We start from the raw sequence: 18,378 nt of genomic DNA on the forward strand, positions 1-18,378 counted from the left end.
GGCATGAACATTGACCCGCCCGTTTCCACCACGGCCGAAGCCGCCGATCCGGTGCTTGCCGGCATTCGTGCCACGCAGGCCGAGATGGTGGCCCTGCGCCATCACCTGCATGCCCATCCCGAACTGGCCTTCGAGGAGTTCGCCACCAGCGACTTGGTGGCCGAGCGCCTGGCCTCCTGGGGCTATGAAGTGCATCGAGGGCTGGGAGGCACGGGCGTGGTCGGCACGCTGCGCTGCGGTTCGGGCACGCGTCGGCTGGGCCTGCGCGCCGACATGGATGCGCTGCCCATCCACGAGCAGACCGGCCTGCCCTACGCCAGCCGCCATGCGGGCCGCATGCATGCCTGCGGGCACGACGGCCATACCGCCATCCTGCTGGCCGCCGCGCGGGAGCTGGCCCAGGCACGCGGCTTCGACGGCACGCTGCACTTGATCTTCCAGCCGGCCGAGGAGGGCCTGGGCGGCGGCCGCAAGATGGTGGAGGACGGCCTGTTCGAGCGCTTCCCCTGCGATGCCATCTTTGCGCTGCACAACATGCCGGGCTTTGCCGAGGGGCAGTTCGGCTTTCGCGAGGGCTCGTTCATGGCCTCGTCGGACACGGTGATCATCACCGTGCGCGGCAAGGGCGGCCATGGCTCGGCGCCCCACCTGTCGGCCGACCCGGTGGTGGCGGCGGCCCACCTGGTGCTGGCGCTGCAGACCGTGGTCTCGCGCAATGTCGATCCGCGCGACATGGCCGTGGTCAGCGTGGGCGCCATCCATGGCGGCGATGCACCGAATGTCATCCCCGGCGAGGTGGAGCTGCGCCTGTCCGTGCGCGCCTACCGGCCCGAGGTGCGTGCCCTGCTGCGCGAACGCATCACCGCGCTGGCCCATGCCCAGGCCGCCACGCTGGGGGCCGAGGCCGTGGTGGACTACCGCTGGCGCTATCCGGCCCTGGTCAACGATGCGGCCAGTACGGCCTTCGCCCGCGAGGTGGCGCGCGACTGGCTGGGCGAGCAGGCGCTGATCCCCGACCTGCAGCCGCTGACGGGCAGCGAGGACTTCTCCTTCATGCTCGAACAATGCCCGGGCAGCTACCTGATCGTGGGCAACGGCGTGGGCGACACCCATGGCACGGGCGGCTGCATGGTCCACAACCCCGGCTACGACTTCAACGACCGCATCCTGCCGTTGGCCGCCACCTACTGGGTGAAGCTGGCCCGGCGCTTTCTGTCCGCCGCCTGAGGCGCCGCGCCCGCACCGGATTCCTTTCACGACTTCAACTGCGATTGCCACCATGCGCACTGCATTTCCTCTCTCCTCCGAGGCCCGCCAGGTCCTGAGCCGCCGCAGCCTCCTGGGCGCAGCCGCGCTGGGGCTGGTCCTGCCGGCCGCTGCTCAGGGCAGCTTTCCTGCCAAGCCCTTGAAGCTGGTCGTCGGATACCCGGCCGGTGGATCGGTGGACCTGGCGGCGCGCGTGGTGGGCGATGCGCTGGCCGCGCGGCTGCGCGGCACGGTGGTGGTGGACAACGTGGGCGGGGCGGCCGGCGCCATTGCGGCCCAGCGCGTGGCCTCGGCACCGGCCGATGGCTACACGCTGCTGGTGGGGGCCAGCAACGAGCTGGTGGCCACGCGCATCGTCAACCCCGCGCAGCGCTATGACGGGCGCCGCGATTTCACGCCGCTGGGCCTGGTGGCCACCAGCCCGCTGATCCTGGCCGCACGCCCCGGCCTGGGCGTGAAGACCCTGGCCGACCTGCTGGAGCTGGCGAAGCGCCAGCCCGGCAAGCTCAGCTACGGCAGCTCGGGCGTGGGATCGACCCTGCATTTCGCGGGAGAGCTGCTCAACCAGCGCGCGGGCATCTCCATCGCCCATGTGCCCTACCGGGGCGTGGCGCCGCTGACCAGCGACCTGGCGGGCGGCAGCCTGGACCTGGCCGTGCTCTCGCCCACGGCGGCGCAACCGTTCCTGCAGAGCGGGCGCATCGTGCCGCTGGCGGTCACCAGCGCGCAGCGTCTGTCCGCCTTGCCCCAGGTTCCGGCCATGGCCGAGCTGGCACCGCTGCGCGGCTATGAATTGGTGGGCTGGTTTGCGCTGATGGCGCCGCGCGCCCTGCCTGCGGACACGGCCCAGCGCATCACCGCTGCGCTGCAGGAGGCGCTGGCCGAGCCCGCCGTGCGCAAGCGCCTGGAAGATGCCGGCATGGTGCCGGCCACGGGCCGCGAGGACCTGGCGCGCCTGATCGCCGAGGAAGACCGCAAGTACGAGCAGCTCGCGGCCTTCGCAAAAATGCGCGACTGAGTGTTGCCGGGGCGGTTTACCGGCCGCGCAGGAACAGCGCGTCCAGCTCCTTCATGCTCATCTGCCGCCAGGTGGGGCGGCCGTGGTTGCATTGGTCGGAGCGCTCGGTGACTTCCATCTGGCGCAGCAGGGCGTTCATCTCGTCCAGCGTCAGGCGGCGGTTGGCGCGCACGGCGCCGTGGCAGGCCATGGTGGCCAGGATCTCATTGCGCGCGCGCTGCACCACGGTGCTGGCGTCGTGCTGGGCCAGCTCGGCCAGCACGCTGCGCGCCAGCTCCACGGCATCGCCCTGGGCCAGGGTGGCGGGCACGGCACGCACGGCCAGGGTCTTGGGAGAGAAGGGCGAGACTTCCATGCCCAGCGCCTGCAGCGTGTCGCCATGGGCCTCGGCCGTGGCCACTTCCTCGGGCGTGGCGGCGAAGGTGGCGGGAATCAGCAGCGGCTGGCTGGGGATCTGTTCTGCCGCATTGACGGCATTCTTGAGCTGCTCGTAGACGATGCGCTCGTGCGCCGCATGCATGTCCACCACGACCATGCCCTGGGCATTCTCGGCCAGGATGTAGACGCCGTGGATCTGGGCGACGGCGCGGCCCATGGGCCAGACGGGCTCGTCGGACGCTGCCGGGGCCGCTGCGGATGATGTGCGGGGCGCAGAGAAATCCGCAGGAGCAGGCTCGGCAACGGCAACAGTCGGGGACTGGACGGCCGGCGCGTAAGCCGGGGGCGCGTAGCTGACGGGGGCCAGGGCAGCAGTGGGCACAGCGGGTACAGCGAGCACGGCTGGCTGCTCGGCGGCCAAGGCCTGGGCCGGACTTTCAACCGTTGCGGCTGCGGCCTCGCGCATGGGGGCCCACAGCCCCGCCATATTGCTGACCTTGTGGCCGCCTTGCTCATCGCCAAAGCTCATGCGGGCCTGGGGCCAGGCGGGCATGGATGCCTTGGGCGCCGTGGCCGGCGCTGCCGCAGCGGCGGGCGCAAGCTCGGGCGTGCGCGCGGCCTCTTCGGCAGCCGCAGCGGCTGCTGCGGCGGCACGCGGTGCGGCCAGCGCGTTCTCTATGGCGTGGCGCACGGCCTGGTGCACCTCGCGGCTGTCGCGAAAGCGTACTTCGATCTTGGTGGGGTGCACGTTCACGTCCACGCGCGCGGGGTCGATCTCCACATACAGCGCATAGACGGGCTGCTTGTGGCCGTGCAGCACATCCTCGTAGGCGCTGCGCGAGGCGTGGGTCAGCACCTTGTCGCGCACGAAGCGGCCATTGACGTAGCAGAACTGGTGGTCGGGCCGGGAGCGCGCCGCATCGGGAATGCCCGCGCGGCCCGTGACATGGACGGCGCCCGACCAGTGCTCCACGGTCACGGAGTTCTGCACGAAGGCGTCGCCCAGCACATCGCCCAGGCGGCGCGCAAGGGCTTCGTCCGACATGCTGCCGGCGGCACGCCACTGCTCGACCAGCTTGCCTTCGTGCCAGATGGCAAAGCCCACGTCGGGCCGGGCCAGGGCATGGCGGCGCACGGACTCTATGCAGTGGGCCAGCTCCGTGGCATCGCTCTTGAGGAATTTGCGGCGGGCCGGCGTGGAGAAGAACAGCTCCTTGACCTCGACCGTCGTGCCCTGGTTGCGGGCGGCGGGGCGCAGCTCGCCGCTGCGCGCATCGAGCAGATAGGCCGATTCCTGGCCCGCAGGGCGCGAGAGAATGGACGCCTCCGACACCGAGCAGATGGCCGCCAGCGCCTCGCCGCGAAAGCCCATGGTGGCCACGGTCTCCAGGTCGTGCAGATCGGTGATCTTGCTGGTGGCATGGCGGCGCAATGCCACGGGCAGCTCATCGCGCGGGATGCCGCCGCCGTCGTCCTCCACCGAGATCAGCCGCACGCCGCCGGCCAGCAGCCGCACGTTGATCTGGCGGGCACCGGCATCCAGGGCGTTGTCCACGAGTTCGCGCACCACCGAGGCAGGACGCTCGACGACTTCGCCGGCCGCGATCTGGCTGATCAGCTCGTCGGGCAGGTCGCGGATGGGGCGGCGGGGAAGGGTGTCTGGGGAGGGGGTGGATGCGTTCACAGGGCAATTCTAGGGGCTCGCATCCACCGCTTGAGGCCTGTGGGAATGGGGTCGGAGTGCCTTGGGCACGCGCAAAAAAAGGAGCCGCACAGGCGACTCCAAGAGGCGTCCCCGGCCACAAAGGCCAGAGCCGGGGGCACTCTTTGATGAGAGCGGCCGGGGCCGCGCGGCCTCAGCGGCGGCGGCCGGCACGGTCGCTGTTGCTGCCCATCTGGTTGCCGACCAGCGCACCGGCGGCCGCGCCGCCCACGGTTCCCAGCGTGGTGCCGAACAGGGCACTGCCCAGCACGCCACCGGCCACGGCACCCACGCCCGTGCCCAGCTGCGCGTTGTTGGGACGGTGGGCGCAGCCGCCCAGGGCCAGCGCGCCGGCCACAAGGGCGGCGACGGCCAGGCTGCGGCCCATGGTGGTGCCCGACTTGCGTTCAGTCATGCGCTCGAAGGTGCGAAGGGTCTTGTTCATGGCTTGCTTCCTTTTGTCCTGATGATGGTGGTGAGGCCGGGCCGGCGGTGCCGACGGCATGCAAGGACTTTGCCTGCAAAAAGCTGACGAACTCGTGAGTTTTTCGTAGAGTTTTATCAAGTTGTGTAACAAAACAGGCGCGATTCCAAGCATTTGTAGTTCCATGCAAGCGCCGGTGTGCGCGGCGGTGCGATCGGCTCTGGCTCGGCTGTGGGGGCATGCCGGCGAAGTACAGTACGGGCCGGTGCGGCGCCCGCCGCGGAGGACCTTCTTTTGGAAATCATTCAGTTCCTGATCGACTTCATCCTGCACATAGACAAGCACCTGGAGGCCTTCGTCGTGGCCTATGGACCCTGGGTGTACGCGCTGCTGTTTCTCATCGTCTTCGTGGAGACGGGCGTGGTGGTCATGCCCTTTCTGCCCGGCGACTCGCTGCTGTTCATCGTCGGCGCGCTGTGCGGCGTGGGGCTGATGGACTATTCGATCGCCTGCACCGTGCTGCTGGTGGCGGCCGTGCTGGGCGACCAGTGCAACTACACCATAGGCCGCTACATAGGGCCCAAGGTGTTCCAGTGGGAGGATTCGCGCTGGTTCAACCGGCGTGCCTTCGACCAGGCCCATGCGTTCTACGAGCGCTACGGCGGCATCACCATCGTGCTGGCGCGCTTCATGCCGTTCATCCGCACCTTTGCCCCCTTCGTGGCCGGTGTGGCTGCCATGGACCGGGGCAAGTTCACGGCCTTCAACGTGGGCGGAGCCATTGTCTGGGTGTTCGGCATCAGCGCCGCCGGCTATTTCTTCGGCAACCTGCCCTGGGTGCGCGAGAACCTGGAGAAGATCATCTGGGGCCTGATCCTGGTGCCGGGCCTGATCGCCATCTTCGGCGCATGGCGCGCGGGCCGCGCGCCCAAGACGGCTTCCTGAGCCTTCAGCGCCCAGCAAAAAGCCCCTTGCGCCGTGATGGCGCAAGGGGCTTTTTCGTTCAGTGGCCGAACGGCGGCGGCAGGGGTCAGCGGCGGTCGTTGCGCTTGCCCACCTCGTTGCCGATGAGTGCGCCGGCGGCTGCGCCGCCCACGGTGCCCAGCGTGCTGCCGAACAGTGCGTCACCCACCACACCACCGGCCACGGCGCCGACGCCGGTACCGATCTGGGCGTTGCTGGGGTTGGTGGAACAGCCGGCAGAGAACAAGGCAATGGCGGCAGCGGCGGCAATGGAATAAAGGCGTGTCTTCATGTTCATCTCCTGTCGTGGCCTGCGTTGCTTCGGCGGATGGATGGTGGCGCAAGCATTGTGTGGAACATGTTGGCATGCTCTCATTCACGGCCTGCGGCCGTGGTAGGAGAGTTGCCCGAGCTGGGGCCGGGCGGTTTGGAAGCGTCCGGTCCTGCCTGTCCGACAGCGGCGGCGGACGGCATGCCGCCGTGCCTGTGGCGACCCTCGCGGCTCAGACGGAGCGGCTGCGGGCCAGCGGCGGGTTGTGCGCGAAGTAGTTGCGGATGCCGCGCATCAGCGCGTCGGCCAGCTGCACCTGGTAGGCGCTGCTGCGCAGCCGGGCTTCTTCCTCGGGGTTGCTGATGAAGGCGGTCTCCACCAGCACGCTGGGGATGTCGGGCGCCTTGAGCACGGCAAAGCCGGCCTGCTCCACGCGCGGCTTGTGCAGCTTGGCCATGTTGCCGATCTCGCCCAGCAGGGCGCCGCCGAGCTTGAGGCTGTCCTTGATCTGGGCCGTGGTGCTCATGTCCAGCAGCATGCGCTGCACGTGCTGGTCCTGCGAGCCCATGTTCAGCCCGCCCACGAGGTCGGACTGGTTTTCCTTGTTGGCCAGCCAGCGCGCGGCCGTGCTGGAGGCGCCCTTGTCGCTGAGCGCAAAGACGCTGGCGCCACGCGCAGCTGGCGTGGTGAAGGCATCGGCATGGATGCTGATGAAAAGGTCGGCCTGAACGCGCCGGGCTTTTTCGACGCGGGTGGCCAGCGGCACGAAGAAGTCGGCGTCGCGCGTCATGAAGGCGCGCATGGGGCTGCCGCCGATGCGGGTGTTGTTGATGCGGTCGCGCAGCAGGTGGGCGATCTTGAGCACCACATCCTTCTCGCGCGTGCCGCTGGGGCCGGTGGCGCCGGGGTCCTCGCCGCCGTGGCCCGGGTCCAGCGCCACGATGATGATGCGGTCGGTCTGGCGCGAGGTGGCGATGTTGGGCGCGGCAATGGGGGCAGGGGCCGGAACGGGCGCAGGCGCTGGGGCAGGAGGACGCGGCGCAGCCGCGGGAGCCGGCGCCTGCGCGATCACGGCAGGCGGCGGCGCAGGCGTCTTGCCGCCCGGGCCGCCGCTGTGCTGGGCGATCAGGTCGCCCAGGGGGTCGGGGGCCGGCGCCGCGGCGCCTGGGGGGCGGGGCATTGCGGGTGCAGGAGGTGGTGGAGGTGCCGACGCCACGGCGGTGTCGTCGCCGGAGGCATCGCGCAGGCGCTCGCTGATCAGCGCCTCCAGCGGGTCCACGGCCTTGGCCGGGTACAGGTCGAACACCAGCCGGTGCTTGTAGGCCGCCACCGGCTGCAGGGTGAAGACCTGGGGCTTGGCGGGCTGCTTGAGATCGATCACCAGGCGCACCACGCTGGGCGAGTTCTGGCCCACGCGGATGGATGCGATGTTGGGGTCGTCGGAGCGCACCTTGGCGACCAGCTCACGCAGCGCGGGATTGAGGTCGATGCCTTCGATGTCCACGGCCAGCCGAGGCGGCTGGTCCACGAAGAACTGCTTGGCAGCCAGCGGCCGGTCGGACTCGATGGTCACGCGCGTGTACTCTGGCGCAGGCCAGACGCGCACGGCCACGATGGTGGCGCCGTGCGCAATGTGCTGGCGGCCCAGCAGCAGCACGATGGAGCCCGCCTGCAGCAGGTTGCGGCGCGACAGGCCGGACGGATAGGAGAAGGATTGGGCGTCGCTCATGCCTTGAGTGCTTCGATCACGGCGCGTCCGACGGGCGTGCCGGCGATCAGGCTCACCTGGCGCTGCGTCTCGTCGATTGCTTCGATATGAATAGCTATATCTGCCGCAGGCGTAAGCGCTGCGGCCTTTTCGGGCCATTCTGCCAGCTTGAGACCGGGGCTGGCGAAAATATCGCGAAATCCTGCATCCTCCCACTCGCGCGGATCGTCGAAGCGGTAGAAGTCGAAATGCCAGATGGACAGGCCCGGCGCCTCGTGCGGCTCCACCACGGCATAGGTGGGGCTTTTGATGCGGCCCTGCACGCCCAGTGCGCGCAGCCAGTGCCGCACCAGCGTGGTCTTGCCGGCGCCCAGGTCGCCGTGCAGCGTGACGTAGGCATTGCGCAGCGCCGGATGGTCCGCGAGCTGCTGCGCAAACCGCTGCGTGTCTTCCTCGCTGCCCCATATCCAGCGATGGCCCGCAGTTTCCGCATCCTGCGGCCGGGCGCTTTCTACAATCGAGGGAGTATGTTGTGCAGCAGTCAATTGGTTCCTTTGATGCAAGGCTGGGCCCGCGAACTGGGATTTTCCCAAATTGGCGTGGCTGGCGTGGATTTGTCGTCTGCGGAGCCGGGTTTGATGCAGTGGCTGGCCCAGGGGTTCCATGGCGAGATGGACTATATGCAGGCCCACGGACTGCGCCGCGCGCGGCCTGCCGAGCTGGTGCCAGGCACCGTGAGCGTGATCACGGCCCGCATGGACTACCTGCCGCGCGACACGCCCGCCGACGCGCCCGGCGCCTGGCAGGCCATGGAGTGGGAGAGGCTGCAGCGGCCTGCCGAGGGCATCGTCTCCGTCTATGCCCGGGGCCGCGACTACCACAAGGTGCTGCGCAACCGGCTGCAGAAGCTGGCAGAGCGCATCGCCCAGGAGGTCGGCCCCTTCGGCCACCGCGCCTTCACCGATTCCGCTCCCGTGCTGGAGGCCGAGCTGGCCCGGCGCAGCGGCCAGGGCTGGCGTGGCAAGCACACGCTGGTGCTCAACCGCGAGGCGGGCTCCATGTTCTTCCTGGGCGAGATCTATGTGGATCTGGCGCTGGAGCCCACGGCGCCGGTGACCGCGCACTGCGGCAGCTGCGCAGCCTGCATCACGGCCTGCCCCACGGGCGCCATCGTGGCGCCGCACCGGGTGGATGCGCGGCGCTGCATCTCCTACCTGACCATCGAGCATGCGGGCGCCATTCCCGAGGAGTTGCGGCCGCTGATGGCCAATCGCATCTATGGCTGCGACGACTGCCAGCTGGCCTGCCCCTGGAACAAGTTTGCCCAGCCCAGCCGCCTGCCTGATTTCGATGCGCGCGAGATCCTGGCTGGCGGGCAGCTGGTGCACTTCTTCGCCTGGGACGAGGCGACCTTCCTGCGCCTGACCGAAGGCAGTCCCATCCGGCGCATAGGCCATGCGCGCTGGCTGCGCAACGTGGCCGTGGCGCTGGGAAACGCCTGGCGTGAAACCGGCGATACGGCACTGCGCCAGGCGCTGGCCAGCCGCGCCGAACATCCCGACGCCATGGTGCGCGAGCATGTGGCCTGGGCACTGTCGCAAAGATCGGATTGAGCTGATAAGCCGGGGCGCTGGTGTGTGAAAGAATTGTTGCGCTCAGTCTGAGGGCTCCCCGGCGGCCTGTTGCGGGCCACCGCCCCTGAGGGCGCGGGGTCTGTGTGACTCAACATGGTGTTCGATATGCGCGCAAAGCCTTTCCGTCTGCTGAACGCCGAACCTCTCACCCAGACCGCCGTGGCCGTCTGGGTAGGCCTGTGCTGCGTGCTGCTGGCCACGGTGGCGTACTGGACGGTGCTGGTGGACAGCCATCGCACGCAGCGAAACTTCACCGAAGCCCAGTCCTGGCTGCGCGTGGGGCAGATGTCGCATGCGGTTTCGGTGCAGGTGCAGACCCTGCTGTCCGGCCTGGACTACACCATGCGCGGCCTGGAGTCCGACTTTGCCGATGGCGAGGCCGACGTCTTTCAGCATGCCGTGCAGACCACCTTCGATGCCTATCCGGCCGGCACCTTCCTGCAGATCGCCGTGGCCGACGAGAGCGGGGACATCGTCTACTCCAATCTGCAGCAGGATGCGCAGACCCGGGCCGCCAAGGTCTCGATCCGCGACCGGGAGCATTTCCAGGTCCATGCCAACCGCGAGACCATGGGGATGTTCATCGGCCGGCCCGTGCAGGGGCGCGTCTCCCATAAATGGACCATACAGCTGAGCCGCGCGCTGTACCGCCAGGGGCGCTTCTCGGGCGTGCTGGTGCTGTCGCTGTCGCCCGACTACATCTCGGGGTATTTCCAGTCCATCTTCGATGGCGCCAAGGACGTGATCTTGCTGCTGCGCACCGACGGTGTCTATCTGGCGCGCTCTCAGGGACAGGACGAGGTGATGGGGCGTTCGGTCTCCGATGTGCGCGTGTCACAGTTCGCGCCGGCCATGGAGCGCGGCACCTACGAGGCCGAGTCCTCGGTCGATGGCGTGCTGCGCATGTATGCCTGGAGCAGGGTGGAGGGCTATCCGCTGATCGTCAGCGCAGGGCTGGACAAGAAGGCCATCTTCGAATCGCTGGAGGAATCGCTGGAGCGCGGCCTGCTGCGCAATGGCATAGGCACGGCGGTGCTGCTGCTGGCCGTACTGCTGACGCTGTGGCTGGCGCGCCAGCGCCAGCTCAGCGAGCGCATGCGGCTGCAGGGCGAGCGGCGCTTCGCGCGGCTGGCGCAGGAGGTGCCCGGGGGGCTGTTCCAGTTCCGCATCGGCGCGGATGGCCAGTTCCAGTTTCCCTTCACCAGCCCGGGGTTCTTCGAGCTGCATGGCGCAAGGGCCGACGTCGTCCGGTTCGCCGACCATGAACTGCTCAAGCGCGTGCACCCCGAGGATCTGCCCGCCCTGGCGACCTCGGTGCAGGACAGCGTGGGGCGCAAGGATGTCTGGGAGCACAAATACCGCGTCTACGGGCCTGGAGGCGAGCTGCGCTGGCTGCACGGCCACGCCCGGCCGCAGCAGGAGGAAGACGGCTCGCTGCTGTGGCATGGCTATGTGCACGACGTCACGCAGGACCAGGCCATACAGGAATCCATACGCCACAGCGAGGAGCGCCTGCGCCTGACGGTGGGCGCCGTGCGTGACGGCCTGTGGGAGTGGGACTGCCGCAGCGGCCATGTGGAGTGGGATGCGCGCTGCTACCAGATGCTGGGCTTCGAGGCAGGCCAGTTCCCCATGAACTACGACGCCTTCTGCGCGATGGTCCATCCCTCGGACAGGGCGCGCGTGCTGGCGCGGCTGCAGCGCCATGCCGAGGCCGGTGCCGACTTCCGTGTGGAGATGCGGCTGCGCGGCTCGGCCGACAGCTGGCTGTGGGTGGAGTCGCGCGGCGAGATCACCCAGCGCGATGCCGACGGCAAGCCCGTGCGCATGCTGGGCACGCACACCGACATACAGCAGCGCGTGGAGCAGTCCCGCCTGATCAAGGCCTTGCTGGACCGGGGCAGCGCCCTCATCGTGATGGCCGGTCCCCAGCGCGAAATCCTCTATGCCAACGAGCGCGCGGCGCAGACCTTCCAGATCGAGACGGAGCGGCTGCCCGGTGGCGTGAACCTGCGCTCGCTGCATGTCAGCGACGAGAGTTTCGAACGCTTCGGCCAGCTGTACGGGCAGCTCAACGCACGCGGCACGGTGCGCACGGAATGGATCCTGCGCATGCCGTCGGGCTCGGACCACTGGTTCGACATGCAGGGCTCGCTGCTGGACCCCGACGAGGACGATGGCCGCGTCATCTGGACCATGATCGACACCGATGCGCGCCGGCGCGCCGAGACCGCGCTGGCCGAGACCCAGCACCGGCTGGAGGCCATCATCGACCGCTTTCCCGCAGGCATCCTGGTCACCGACGCGCAGGGCCGCCATGTGCTGGCGGCCAACCGCATGCTGGCCGCTGCCCTGCAACTGGACATGGCGCCTGCCGCCCTTGTGGGGCTGGGCATGCCGGCGCTGATCCAGCTGCTGCCGGCGTCGGTGGCGGGCGTGCTCAGCGCAGGGCCCGTGGCCGGCCGCTCCCTGCATGCGCTGCCCGATGGCCATTATGTGGAGATCGAGGGCATGCAGCTGCGCGACGGTGACCGCTCCATCGGCCATTGCTGGGTCTTCCACGATGCGACGGAGCGGCAGCAGCGCGAATCCCAGCTGGAAACGCTGGCGCTGACCGACGCGCTGACGGGCATTCCCAACCGCCGCGCCTTCCTGGAGCGGCTGGCGATGGAGCTGGACCATCTGCGCAGCGGCCTGGTCGCGCATTCCACGCTGATCATGCTGGACATAGACCACTTCAAGCAGGTGAACGACGGCTATGGCCACGCGGTGGGCGACATCGTGCTCAAGGAACTGCTGGCCTCGGTGGCGCAGGAGATGCGCAGGGAAGACATGGTGGGCCGGCTGGGCGGCGAGGAATTCGCCGTGCTGCTGTCCGACACCAATGCGGAGGTGGGCCTGCGGCGCGCCGAAAGCCTGCGCGAAGCCATTGCCGGGCAGGCCATCGATGCGGGCAAGGCCGGAGACCTGCACATCACCATCAGCCTGGGCGTGTACGAGCTGCAGCGCAGCGATGCATCGGCCCAGGGCTGCCTGGAGCGGGCCGATGCGGCGCTGTACTACTCCAAGCGCAATGGCCGCAACCAGTCCACGCTGTGGAGCGAGCGGCTGCCAGCCATCGCGCGGTGATCCGGGCCGCTTCGGCGCAACGGCCTAGGAATTCATCCCGGTCGACTGCCGATTTTCAGAATGGTCCAATGGCCTGATGGCGCCGGAATCCCGAAAATCCAGGGTTCATGCTGCCGCGTGGCCCTGTCGTCGGTCCGTCTGCCCGAGTCCCCGGGGCGCGATCGACTTCCCCGCACAGCCCCTCACAAAAACAGTCCGCGCGCTGCGCGCCGGGCGAGGAATGTATGACATACAACCGGTGGTCCACGATGCATGTCGCTCCCCTGGGGCGAGCGCAATTCTGGAGCGATGCCAGCCGTGAGGCGCAGATGCCGCACACGCCCCTGGTGGCGCGGCCCGAGCGCTTCGAGGCCGTGCTCACATCGCGTGGCGTGGGCGCGGTGGTGTTCAACCGCATCCAGATGGCGGCGGGCCACGGCATGCAGCGCCTGCAGGCGGGTTGCCAGCGCGCGAGCCCGGCCAGCCTGCTGTGCCTGCTCTACCTCAAGGGCCGCGCCCGGGTGTCTGCGCTCGATGGGCCGGGCGCGGCGGTTGCGGGCGGCGAGTCGCATGCGCAGCCCGGCCAACTGTTCCTGCTGGACGAGCGGTGCGGCTACCGCATCTGGCAGGACGAAGCCGTGGACCTGCTCGTGCTGGCCGTGCCGCTGGCGCTGATCGATTCGTGCGCAGGCATGGCTTCGCAACTGCTGGCACGCAGCCTGCCTGACTGCGCGTCGTTGCAGCTGCTCGTCCAGCAGATGCAACTGATCCATGCATGGCAGGCTCCCCTGCCCGAGGGCGAGTCCGCGCAGCTGTCCGATCTGGTCATCAACACATTGAAGACCGTGCTGCAGGCGGGGGCCGAAAGGGCTGCAGCCCGGCCTGACGCGCCCATGCACGTGCTGTTGTGCCGGGTGCGCCAATTGATCGCCCGCCAATATCCGGACCCGGCGCTGGGGCCGGAGCGCGTGGCATCGAGGCTGGGACTTTCCGTGCGCTCGCTGCAATCGCGGCTGTCGCGCGAAGGCACCAGCCTCAGCGCCGAACTCATGGACTATCGACTGGAGCGCGCCCATGCGCTGCTGCGCGCAGCGAAGCCGGGAACGCTGGGCGTCACGGAAATCTCGCAGCGCTGCGGCTTCAACTCGCTCGCGCATTTTTCCCGGCGCTTCAGGGCACGCTACGGCAGCACGCCGCTGGAGCTGCTGCGTGAGCCGGGGGCGGAGGGCATGGGGTCGTCCATCTGGCACGGGGACGGGGCGGGCACCTAGACAGGGCTTGCGGCGCCTCGGTCGGCGTGGCGTGCGCAGATCAGGCTGAGGATTTCGAACAGCATCTGCGCGCCCGCATGGGCGGTGTTGGTGGTGGCGTCGTAGGCGGGCGAGACCTCGACCACGTCACCGCCCACGATGTGGATGCCGGCCAGGCCGCGCACCATGGCCTGGGCTTCGCGCACCGTCAGGCCTCCCACCTCGGGCGTGCCCGTGCCGGGCGCAAAGGCCGGGTCCAGGCAGTCGACGTCGAAGGAGACGTAGACGGGCGCATCGCCCACCACCTCGCGTGCGCGGGCAATGACGCCGTCCACGCCCAGCGCGGGAAGGTCCTCTGCGTGGATCACCGTCATGCCCGACTCATAGGAGAACTCCCAGAGATATTCGGCCGCACCGCGTATGCCGATCTGTATGGTCCGCGTGGGGTCGAGCACGCCATCCAGCACGGCCTGGCGAAAGGGGCCGCCGTGGTGGAAGCGGCTGCCGTCGAAGGGGCCGCCAGTATCGCAGTGGGCATCGAAGTGGACCAGGGCCAGTGGCCGGTCGCGGCCCAGCGCGCGCAGTATGGGCAGGGTGATGGAGTGGTCTCCGCCCGCAGACAGCGGAATCACGCCGGCCGCATGGATCTTCGCGAAGGCTGACTCTATGTCGCGGTGCGACTGCTCCAGGCTGTAGCGGCTGGACAGCGGCACGTCGCCGATGTCCGCCACGCGCAGCTCGCGCGTGGGCGCGGATCTGAGCACATGGTTGTAGGGGCCCACGCGCTCTATCGCGCGCAGCGCCCTGGGCCCGAAGCGGCAGCCGCTGCGGTTGCTGATGCCCAGGTCCATGGGCACGCCGATCAGCGCGGCCTGCAGTTCGCCGAAGTCCGGGCGGCTCCAGTCCATGGGGTGCATGGGGGTATCCAGCAGCGTGGGAATGCCTGCGTAGGGTGCGCTGCGCGTGCCGCTGGCGTCGATGATGTGGGCGGCCACGGTGCGGAAATGCGGATCGTGGATGACGGACTCGTTGTCTCCGCCGAAGCGCGCACGCAGCGCCGCCAGCCTGTCTGCAGTAAAGAGGGTCATGGGTGTCCCTTGGTTCAGGATTGGATGCCCGACAGGGAGCGCTGCTGCGAGCGCTGCGCCAGGCTGATGAGGATGAAACTGGCCGTGCTCATGGCCAGGCTGGCGTAGATCGGCGTGTTGGCGGCCAATCCGTCGCGGACCATGAAGACCACTGCCGTGGCGCAGCCCAGCAGCATGCTGGCGATGGCGCCCGCCGTGGTGGCCCGGCGCCAGTAGATGGCGCCGATCAGCGGCACCAGCATGCCGCCCACGAGCAGGTTGTAGGCGGTGGTCAGGGCGTTGAGCACGTCGTCCACCACCAGGGCGATGCCCAGCACGGCAAGGCCCACCAGCAGCGTCAGCAGCCGGTGCCAGCGCACATCGGCCAGCGGCTTGCCTTGCCGCAGCAGGGGCACGAGGTCTTCGGCCAGCACGGTGGAGCCCGCCAGCACGGCCGCGCTGGCGGTGGACATCATGGCGGCCAGCGCGGCAGCGATCACCAGGCCGCGGACGCCGTCCGGCAGGCTGGCCTGCACGATGGCGGCAAAGGCGTTGTTGGGATTGTCCAGTTCCGGGAGCAGCACCCGCGCCGCCATGCCCACCAGGGCGCCGACCAGCCCGTAGACCACGCAGTACAGGCCGGCGAGGCTGCCCGCCACGGCGGCCACGCGTTCGCTGCGGGCCGTGAACACGCGCTGCCACACGTCCTGGCCGATCATGATTCCGAAGAAATAGATGACGAAGTAGGTGGCGATGGTGTCCCAGCCGATGTATGTGACATCGAAGCTGGACGCAGGCAGCCGTGCAACCAGCTGGTCCCAGCCGCCCACGCGGTACAGGCAGATGGGCAGCAGGATCAGCATCAGGCCCGCGGTCTTGATCACGAACTGCACGATGTCCGTCAGCGTCAGCGACCACATGCCGCCCACGGCCGAGTAGATGACCACGACGCCCCCGCCCACCAGGATGGAGATCCACAGAGGCAGGTCGAACAGCACCTGCATCACGGTGCCGATGGCGATCACCGACGTGGCCGCCAGCATCAGCGCATAGGCCAGCATCACCAGTGCGCTGGCCTGCTGGGTGCGGGCGCTGTAGCGCCGCTCCAGCACCTGGGTCACGGTGCAGATGCGCAGCCTGAGCAGGGGCTTGGCCAGGAACAGGTTCAGCACCAGCAGGCCCGCACCCAGAGCCGCGCACAGCCACAAGCCCGAGATGCCGTACACGTAGCCCAGGCGTACCGTGCCCACCGTGCTGGCCCCGCCGATCACCGTGGCAGCCATGGTGCCCATGTACAGGCCCGGCCCGAGGTTGCGGCCCGCCACGAGAAAATCCTCCTGCGTCTTCGCGCGGCGCATGCCGTACCAGCCCAGCAGCAGCATGGCTGCCGCGTAGATCACTACCACCGAGATATCAAGCACCATGGTCTCTCTCCCCTTTTGTTCCGACCCCGTGTGCAGGGTCCTTCTGAAACAGCGGTATTCACGCAAGTGAATGTCACGGACCGCCCCTCTTGTTCTGCGCTGGCGGCGTGCTCCGGTGAACCGAAGCGCGCCGCAACAGCCGTGAATGCTAGACAGCAGCCGGGCTTGCATCCATTTCAAGTTCCATCTACAAACATCGATGAACATCGATCTTTGCTGAGTGAAAACCCCATGCTCCATACCGTTTCAGATCTCGACCTGCGGCTGCTGCGCGTGTTTCTGGCCATCGTCGACGCGGGCGGTGTATCGGCTGCGCAGGCCATTCTTGGCGTGGGGCAGTCCACGCTCAGCAGCCAGCTGTCCACGCTGGAGACACGCCTGGGGTTCAGCCTGTGCGAGCGCGGGCGCGGCGGCTTTCGCCTGACGGCCAAGGGCCGGCGCTTCGTCGACCTGGCCCGCGCTGCGCTGCAGGGCCTGGAAGGATTCAGCGCGCAGGCGCGCAACATGCACCGGCAGCTGGTCGGCAGCCTGGCCATCGGCCTGATCGGCAATGCACCCACGGAATACAACGCGTTGATGGGGCGGGCCATACAGCGCTTTCGCCAGCGCGACGAGGCCGTGCGCCTGTCGGTGCTGGTGCGCGGGCCGCGCGAGCTGGAGGAAATGCTGCTGCGCGATGAGCTGCAGGTCGCCGTGGGCTATTTCCTGCACCGCGCCCCGGCGCTGGAATACACGCGGCTGTTCAGCGAAAGGCAGGTGGCCTATTGCAGCGCCAGCCATCCCTTTGCCGCGCGCGCGGGCCGCATCGGCGCGCAGGAGGCTGGCGAAGCCGACTGGACCTGGCGCACCTATCCACTGCCGCAGGCGCCGCTGACGGGGCGCCCGCGCCATGTCACCTCGGAGGCGGACAACATGGAGGCGGCCGCCATCCTCATCCTGTCAGGCGCCCACCTGGGCTACCTGCCCGAGCACTACACGGCGCCCTATGTGGCTGCCGGCCTGCTGCACGCGCTGGACGAATCCCTCTTCAGCTATGACGTGGACATCACCATGGTGGCCAGGAAGCGCGCACGCCAGGACGACATCACGGCCGCCTTCACGGACGACATGCGTGCCGTGCTGTAGGGGCGCCGTGGCACAGCGGCATCAGAACTGCAGCAGGCTCAGCGCAAAGGGCAGGCTGAGCACGCCCAGCAGCGTGGACAGCGTGACCAGCCCCGCCACATACGAGCCGTTGTAGCCCATGCGCGCGGCCAGCACATAGCATGACGATGCGGTGGGCAGGGCCGAGAAGGCCATGAGGATCAGCGCCTGCGCACCGCTGAGGCCAAATGCCCGCACCATGGCATAGGCGATCAGCGGCTGCACCAGATGCCGCACGGCCAGCAGGCACACGGCCAGCAGCTTGCCGGCGGCCAGCGCGCCGAACTGCATGCCGGCGCCGGCCGACATCAGGCCCAGCGCGATGGAGGCTGCGCCTATGCGGGAGATCGACGGCTCGAGCAGCGCGGGCAGCTTCAGCCCCAGCGCGCTGAACACCAGGCCCGACAGCGTGCCCACGATCAGCGGATTGCGCACCAGTTGCCCCAGGAAGTGCTGGTTGCTGCCGCGCGCCATGGGCCAGACGGCCGCGATATTGCACAGCGGCACGCTCACGCCGATCAGCACCGAGATGAACAGCAGGCCCTCAGGCCCCGCCAGACGGCTGGCCAGCGCCAGGCCGATGAAGGAGTTGAAGCGAAACGCCACCTGCACGGCGCCGGCATGCTCGCGCACATCGATGCGGCCGCGCAGGCCCGGCCACCAGGGCAGGCTGTAGGCCAGGCCGATGCCGACCAGGGCCGCACACACGCCAGCGGCCAGCAAGTGGGAGGTGGCACCCCAGTCCACCGGGCTCTTGACGATGGAGTGGAACAGCAGCACCGGGAACAGCAGGTAGTACACCAGCGCCTCCACCGCCTGCCAGACCGTGCGATTGAGCTGTGTGAAGCGGCACAGCACGTAGCCAAGCACGATGAGCGAAAAATCGGGGAAGAGCAGCACGGCGTAGTTCACGGGGGCAGAGCATAAGCGCAACCCCGCAGTCGCCGCGTCTCCCGAGAAACCATGGCGCGAGGCTAGGGGTAAACACCGGGAAATCAGTGCTGCGACAAACTGTGACAACC

At 68.7% G+C, this 18,378-nt stretch carries 15 protein-coding genes; 7 read left to right on the forward strand and 8 right to left on the reverse strand.

Translation table 11 applies throughout. From position 1 onward, the window contains the following. The first annotated feature begins 3 nt into the window (after positions 1-3). Together ACRSCF_RS07650 and ACRSCF_RS07655 are read left to right on the forward strand one after the other, a co-directional pair. On the forward strand, positions 4-1,227 hold the full coding sequence (locus ACRSCF_RS07650) for a M20 aminoacylase family protein (RefSeq protein WP_070080928.1): 1,224 nt from the start codon (positions 4-6) through the stop codon (positions 1,225-1,227). Positions 1,228-1,279: 52 nt separating this feature from the next. Continuing rightward, positions 1,280-2,284, forward strand: coding sequence for a Bug family tripartite tricarboxylate transporter substrate binding protein (locus ACRSCF_RS07655; protein WP_016447669.1), 1,005 nt, complete (start codon positions 1,280-1,282; stop codon positions 2,282-2,284). A gap of 16 nt (positions 2,285-2,300) precedes the next feature. Here the strand turns inward: ACRSCF_RS07655 and mutL are convergent, their stop codons facing one another. After that, positions 2,301-4,346, reverse strand: coding sequence for a DNA mismatch repair endonuclease MutL (gene mutL / locus ACRSCF_RS07660; protein ID WP_244387902.1), 2,046 nt, complete (start codon positions 4,344-4,346; stop codon positions 2,301-2,303). A 172-nt stretch (positions 4,347-4,518) separates the two neighbouring features. Beyond that, a complete protein-coding gene (locus tag ACRSCF_RS07665; protein WP_016451238.1) occupies positions 4,519-4,809 on the reverse strand; it encodes a glycine zipper 2TM domain-containing protein in 291 nt (96 codons plus the stop codon). A 273-nt stretch (positions 4,810-5,082) separates the two neighbouring features. Here ACRSCF_RS07665 and ACRSCF_RS07670 point away from each other — a divergent pair, with 273 nt between their 5' ends. Further along, positions 5,083-5,733: a DedA family protein gene (locus ACRSCF_RS07670; RefSeq protein WP_016447666.1), complete on the forward strand. Its 651-nt coding sequence runs from the start codon at positions 5,083-5,085 to the stop codon at positions 5,731-5,733. Between the two features lie 85 nt (positions 5,734-5,818). Here the strand turns inward: ACRSCF_RS07670 and ACRSCF_RS07675 are convergent, their stop codons facing one another. The 3 genes from ACRSCF_RS07675 to tsaE form a co-directional block, all read right to left on the reverse strand. Further along, a complete protein-coding gene (locus tag ACRSCF_RS07675) occupies positions 5,819-6,043 on the reverse strand; it encodes a glycine zipper domain-containing protein (RefSeq protein ID WP_016447665.1) in 225 nt (74 codons plus the stop codon). A 211-nt stretch (positions 6,044-6,254) separates the two neighbouring features. Then, positions 6,255-7,751 carry an N-acetylmuramoyl-L-alanine amidase gene (locus ACRSCF_RS07680; protein ID WP_061287429.1) on the reverse strand — a complete coding sequence of 499 codons (1,497 nt, stop codon included), beginning with the start codon at positions 7,749-7,751 and terminating at the stop codon, positions 6,255-6,257. After that, on the reverse strand, positions 7,748-8,275 hold the full coding sequence (gene tsaE, locus ACRSCF_RS07685) for a tRNA (adenosine(37)-N6)-threonylcarbamoyltransferase complex ATPase subunit type 1 TsaE (RefSeq protein WP_016447663.1): 528 nt from the start codon (positions 8,273-8,275) through the stop codon (positions 7,748-7,750). Before tsaE ends, ACRSCF_RS07680 begins: the two co-directional genes overlap by 4 nt. A 12-nt stretch (positions 8,276-8,287) precedes the next feature. Here tsaE and queG point away from each other — a divergent pair, with 12 nt between their 5' ends. The 3 genes from queG to ACRSCF_RS07700 all read left to right on the forward strand — a co-directional run bounded on the left by queG (position 8,288) and on the right by ACRSCF_RS07700 (position 13,743). After that, positions 8,288-9,343: a tRNA epoxyqueuosine(34) reductase QueG gene (queG, locus tag ACRSCF_RS07690; protein ID WP_034399415.1), complete on the forward strand. Its 1,056-nt coding sequence runs from the start codon at positions 8,288-8,290 to the stop codon at positions 9,341-9,343. Positions 9,344-9,457: 114 nt separating this feature from the next. After that, positions 9,458-12,493, forward strand: coding sequence for a diguanylate cyclase (locus ACRSCF_RS07695; RefSeq protein WP_034364203.1), 3,036 nt, complete (start codon positions 9,458-9,460; stop codon positions 12,491-12,493). Positions 12,494-12,717: 224 nt separating this feature from the next. Further along, positions 12,718-13,743: a helix-turn-helix transcriptional regulator gene (locus ACRSCF_RS07700; RefSeq protein WP_198818635.1), complete on the forward strand. Its 1,026-nt coding sequence runs from the start codon at positions 12,718-12,720 to the stop codon at positions 13,741-13,743. Here the strand turns inward: ACRSCF_RS07700 and speB are convergent. Continuing rightward, positions 13,740-14,810, reverse strand: coding sequence for an agmatinase (gene speB / locus ACRSCF_RS07705; protein WP_016447658.1), 1,071 nt, complete (start codon positions 14,808-14,810; stop codon positions 13,740-13,742). The genes ACRSCF_RS07700 and speB overlap by 4 nt on opposite strands. Before the next feature lie 14 nt (positions 14,811-14,824). Beyond that, positions 14,825-16,213, reverse strand: coding sequence for a sodium:solute symporter (locus ACRSCF_RS07710; protein WP_244387904.1), 1,389 nt, complete (start codon positions 16,211-16,213; stop codon positions 14,825-14,827). Between the two features lie 231 nt (positions 16,214-16,444). Here ACRSCF_RS07710 and ACRSCF_RS07715 point away from each other — a divergent pair, with 231 nt between their 5' ends. Beyond that, positions 16,445-17,338, forward strand: coding sequence for a LysR family transcriptional regulator (locus tag ACRSCF_RS07715; protein ID WP_432675470.1), 894 nt, complete (start codon positions 16,445-16,447; stop codon positions 17,336-17,338). Between the two features lie 21 nt (positions 17,339-17,359). Here the strand turns inward: ACRSCF_RS07715 and ACRSCF_RS07720 are convergent, their stop codons facing one another. Further along, on the reverse strand, positions 17,360-18,268 hold the full coding sequence (locus tag ACRSCF_RS07720; protein WP_034364200.1) for an AEC family transporter: 909 nt from the start codon (positions 18,266-18,268) through the stop codon (positions 17,360-17,362). Between the last annotated feature and the right edge of the window lie 110 nt (positions 18,269-18,378).

Origin of the sequence: Delftia sp. 11MD (assembly GCF_050907895.1) — a bacterium.
In the GTDB taxonomy this organism is placed as follows: Bacteria; Pseudomonadota; Gammaproteobacteria; order Burkholderiales; family Burkholderiaceae_C; genus Comamonas; species Comamonas tsuruhatensis.

Coding starts and splice junctions, on each gene's coding strand:
- ACRSCF_RS07650 (WP_070080928.1), top strand. CDS start 4: ATGAACATTGACCCGCCCGTTTCCACCACGGCCGAAGCCGCCGATCCG.
- ACRSCF_RS07655 (WP_016447669.1), top strand. CDS start 1,280: ATGCGCACTGCATTTCCTCTCTCCTCCGAGGCCCGCCAGGTCCTGAGC.
- ACRSCF_RS07665 (WP_016451238.1), bottom strand. CDS start 4,809: ATGAACAAGACCCTTCGCACCTTCGAGCGCATGACTGAACGCAAGTCG.
- ACRSCF_RS07675 (WP_016447665.1), bottom strand. CDS start 6,043: ATGAAGACACGCCTTTATTCCATTGCCGCCGCTGCCGCCATTGCCTTG.
- ACRSCF_RS07680 (WP_061287429.1), bottom strand. CDS start 7,751: ATGAGCGACGCCCAATCCTTCTCCTATCCGTCCGGCCTGTCGCGCCGC.
- queG (WP_034399415.1), top strand. CDS start 8,288: ATGCAAGGCTGGGCCCGCGAACTGGGATTTTCCCAAATTGGCGTGGCT.
- ACRSCF_RS07695 (WP_034364203.1), top strand. CDS start 9,458: ATGGTGTTCGATATGCGCGCAAAGCCTTTCCGTCTGCTGAACGCCGAA.
- ACRSCF_RS07700 (WP_198818635.1), top strand. CDS start 12,718: ATGACATACAACCGGTGGTCCACGATGCATGTCGCTCCCCTGGGGCGA.
- speB (WP_016447658.1), bottom strand. CDS start 14,810: ATGACCCTCTTTACTGCAGACAGGCTGGCGGCGCTGCGTGCGCGCTTC.
- ACRSCF_RS07710 (WP_244387904.1), bottom strand. CDS start 16,213: ATGGTGCTTGATATCTCGGTGGTAGTGATCTACGCGGCAGCCATGCTG.
- ACRSCF_RS07715 (WP_432675470.1), top strand. CDS start 16,445: ATGCTCCATACCGTTTCAGATCTCGACCTGCGGCTGCTGCGCGTGTTT.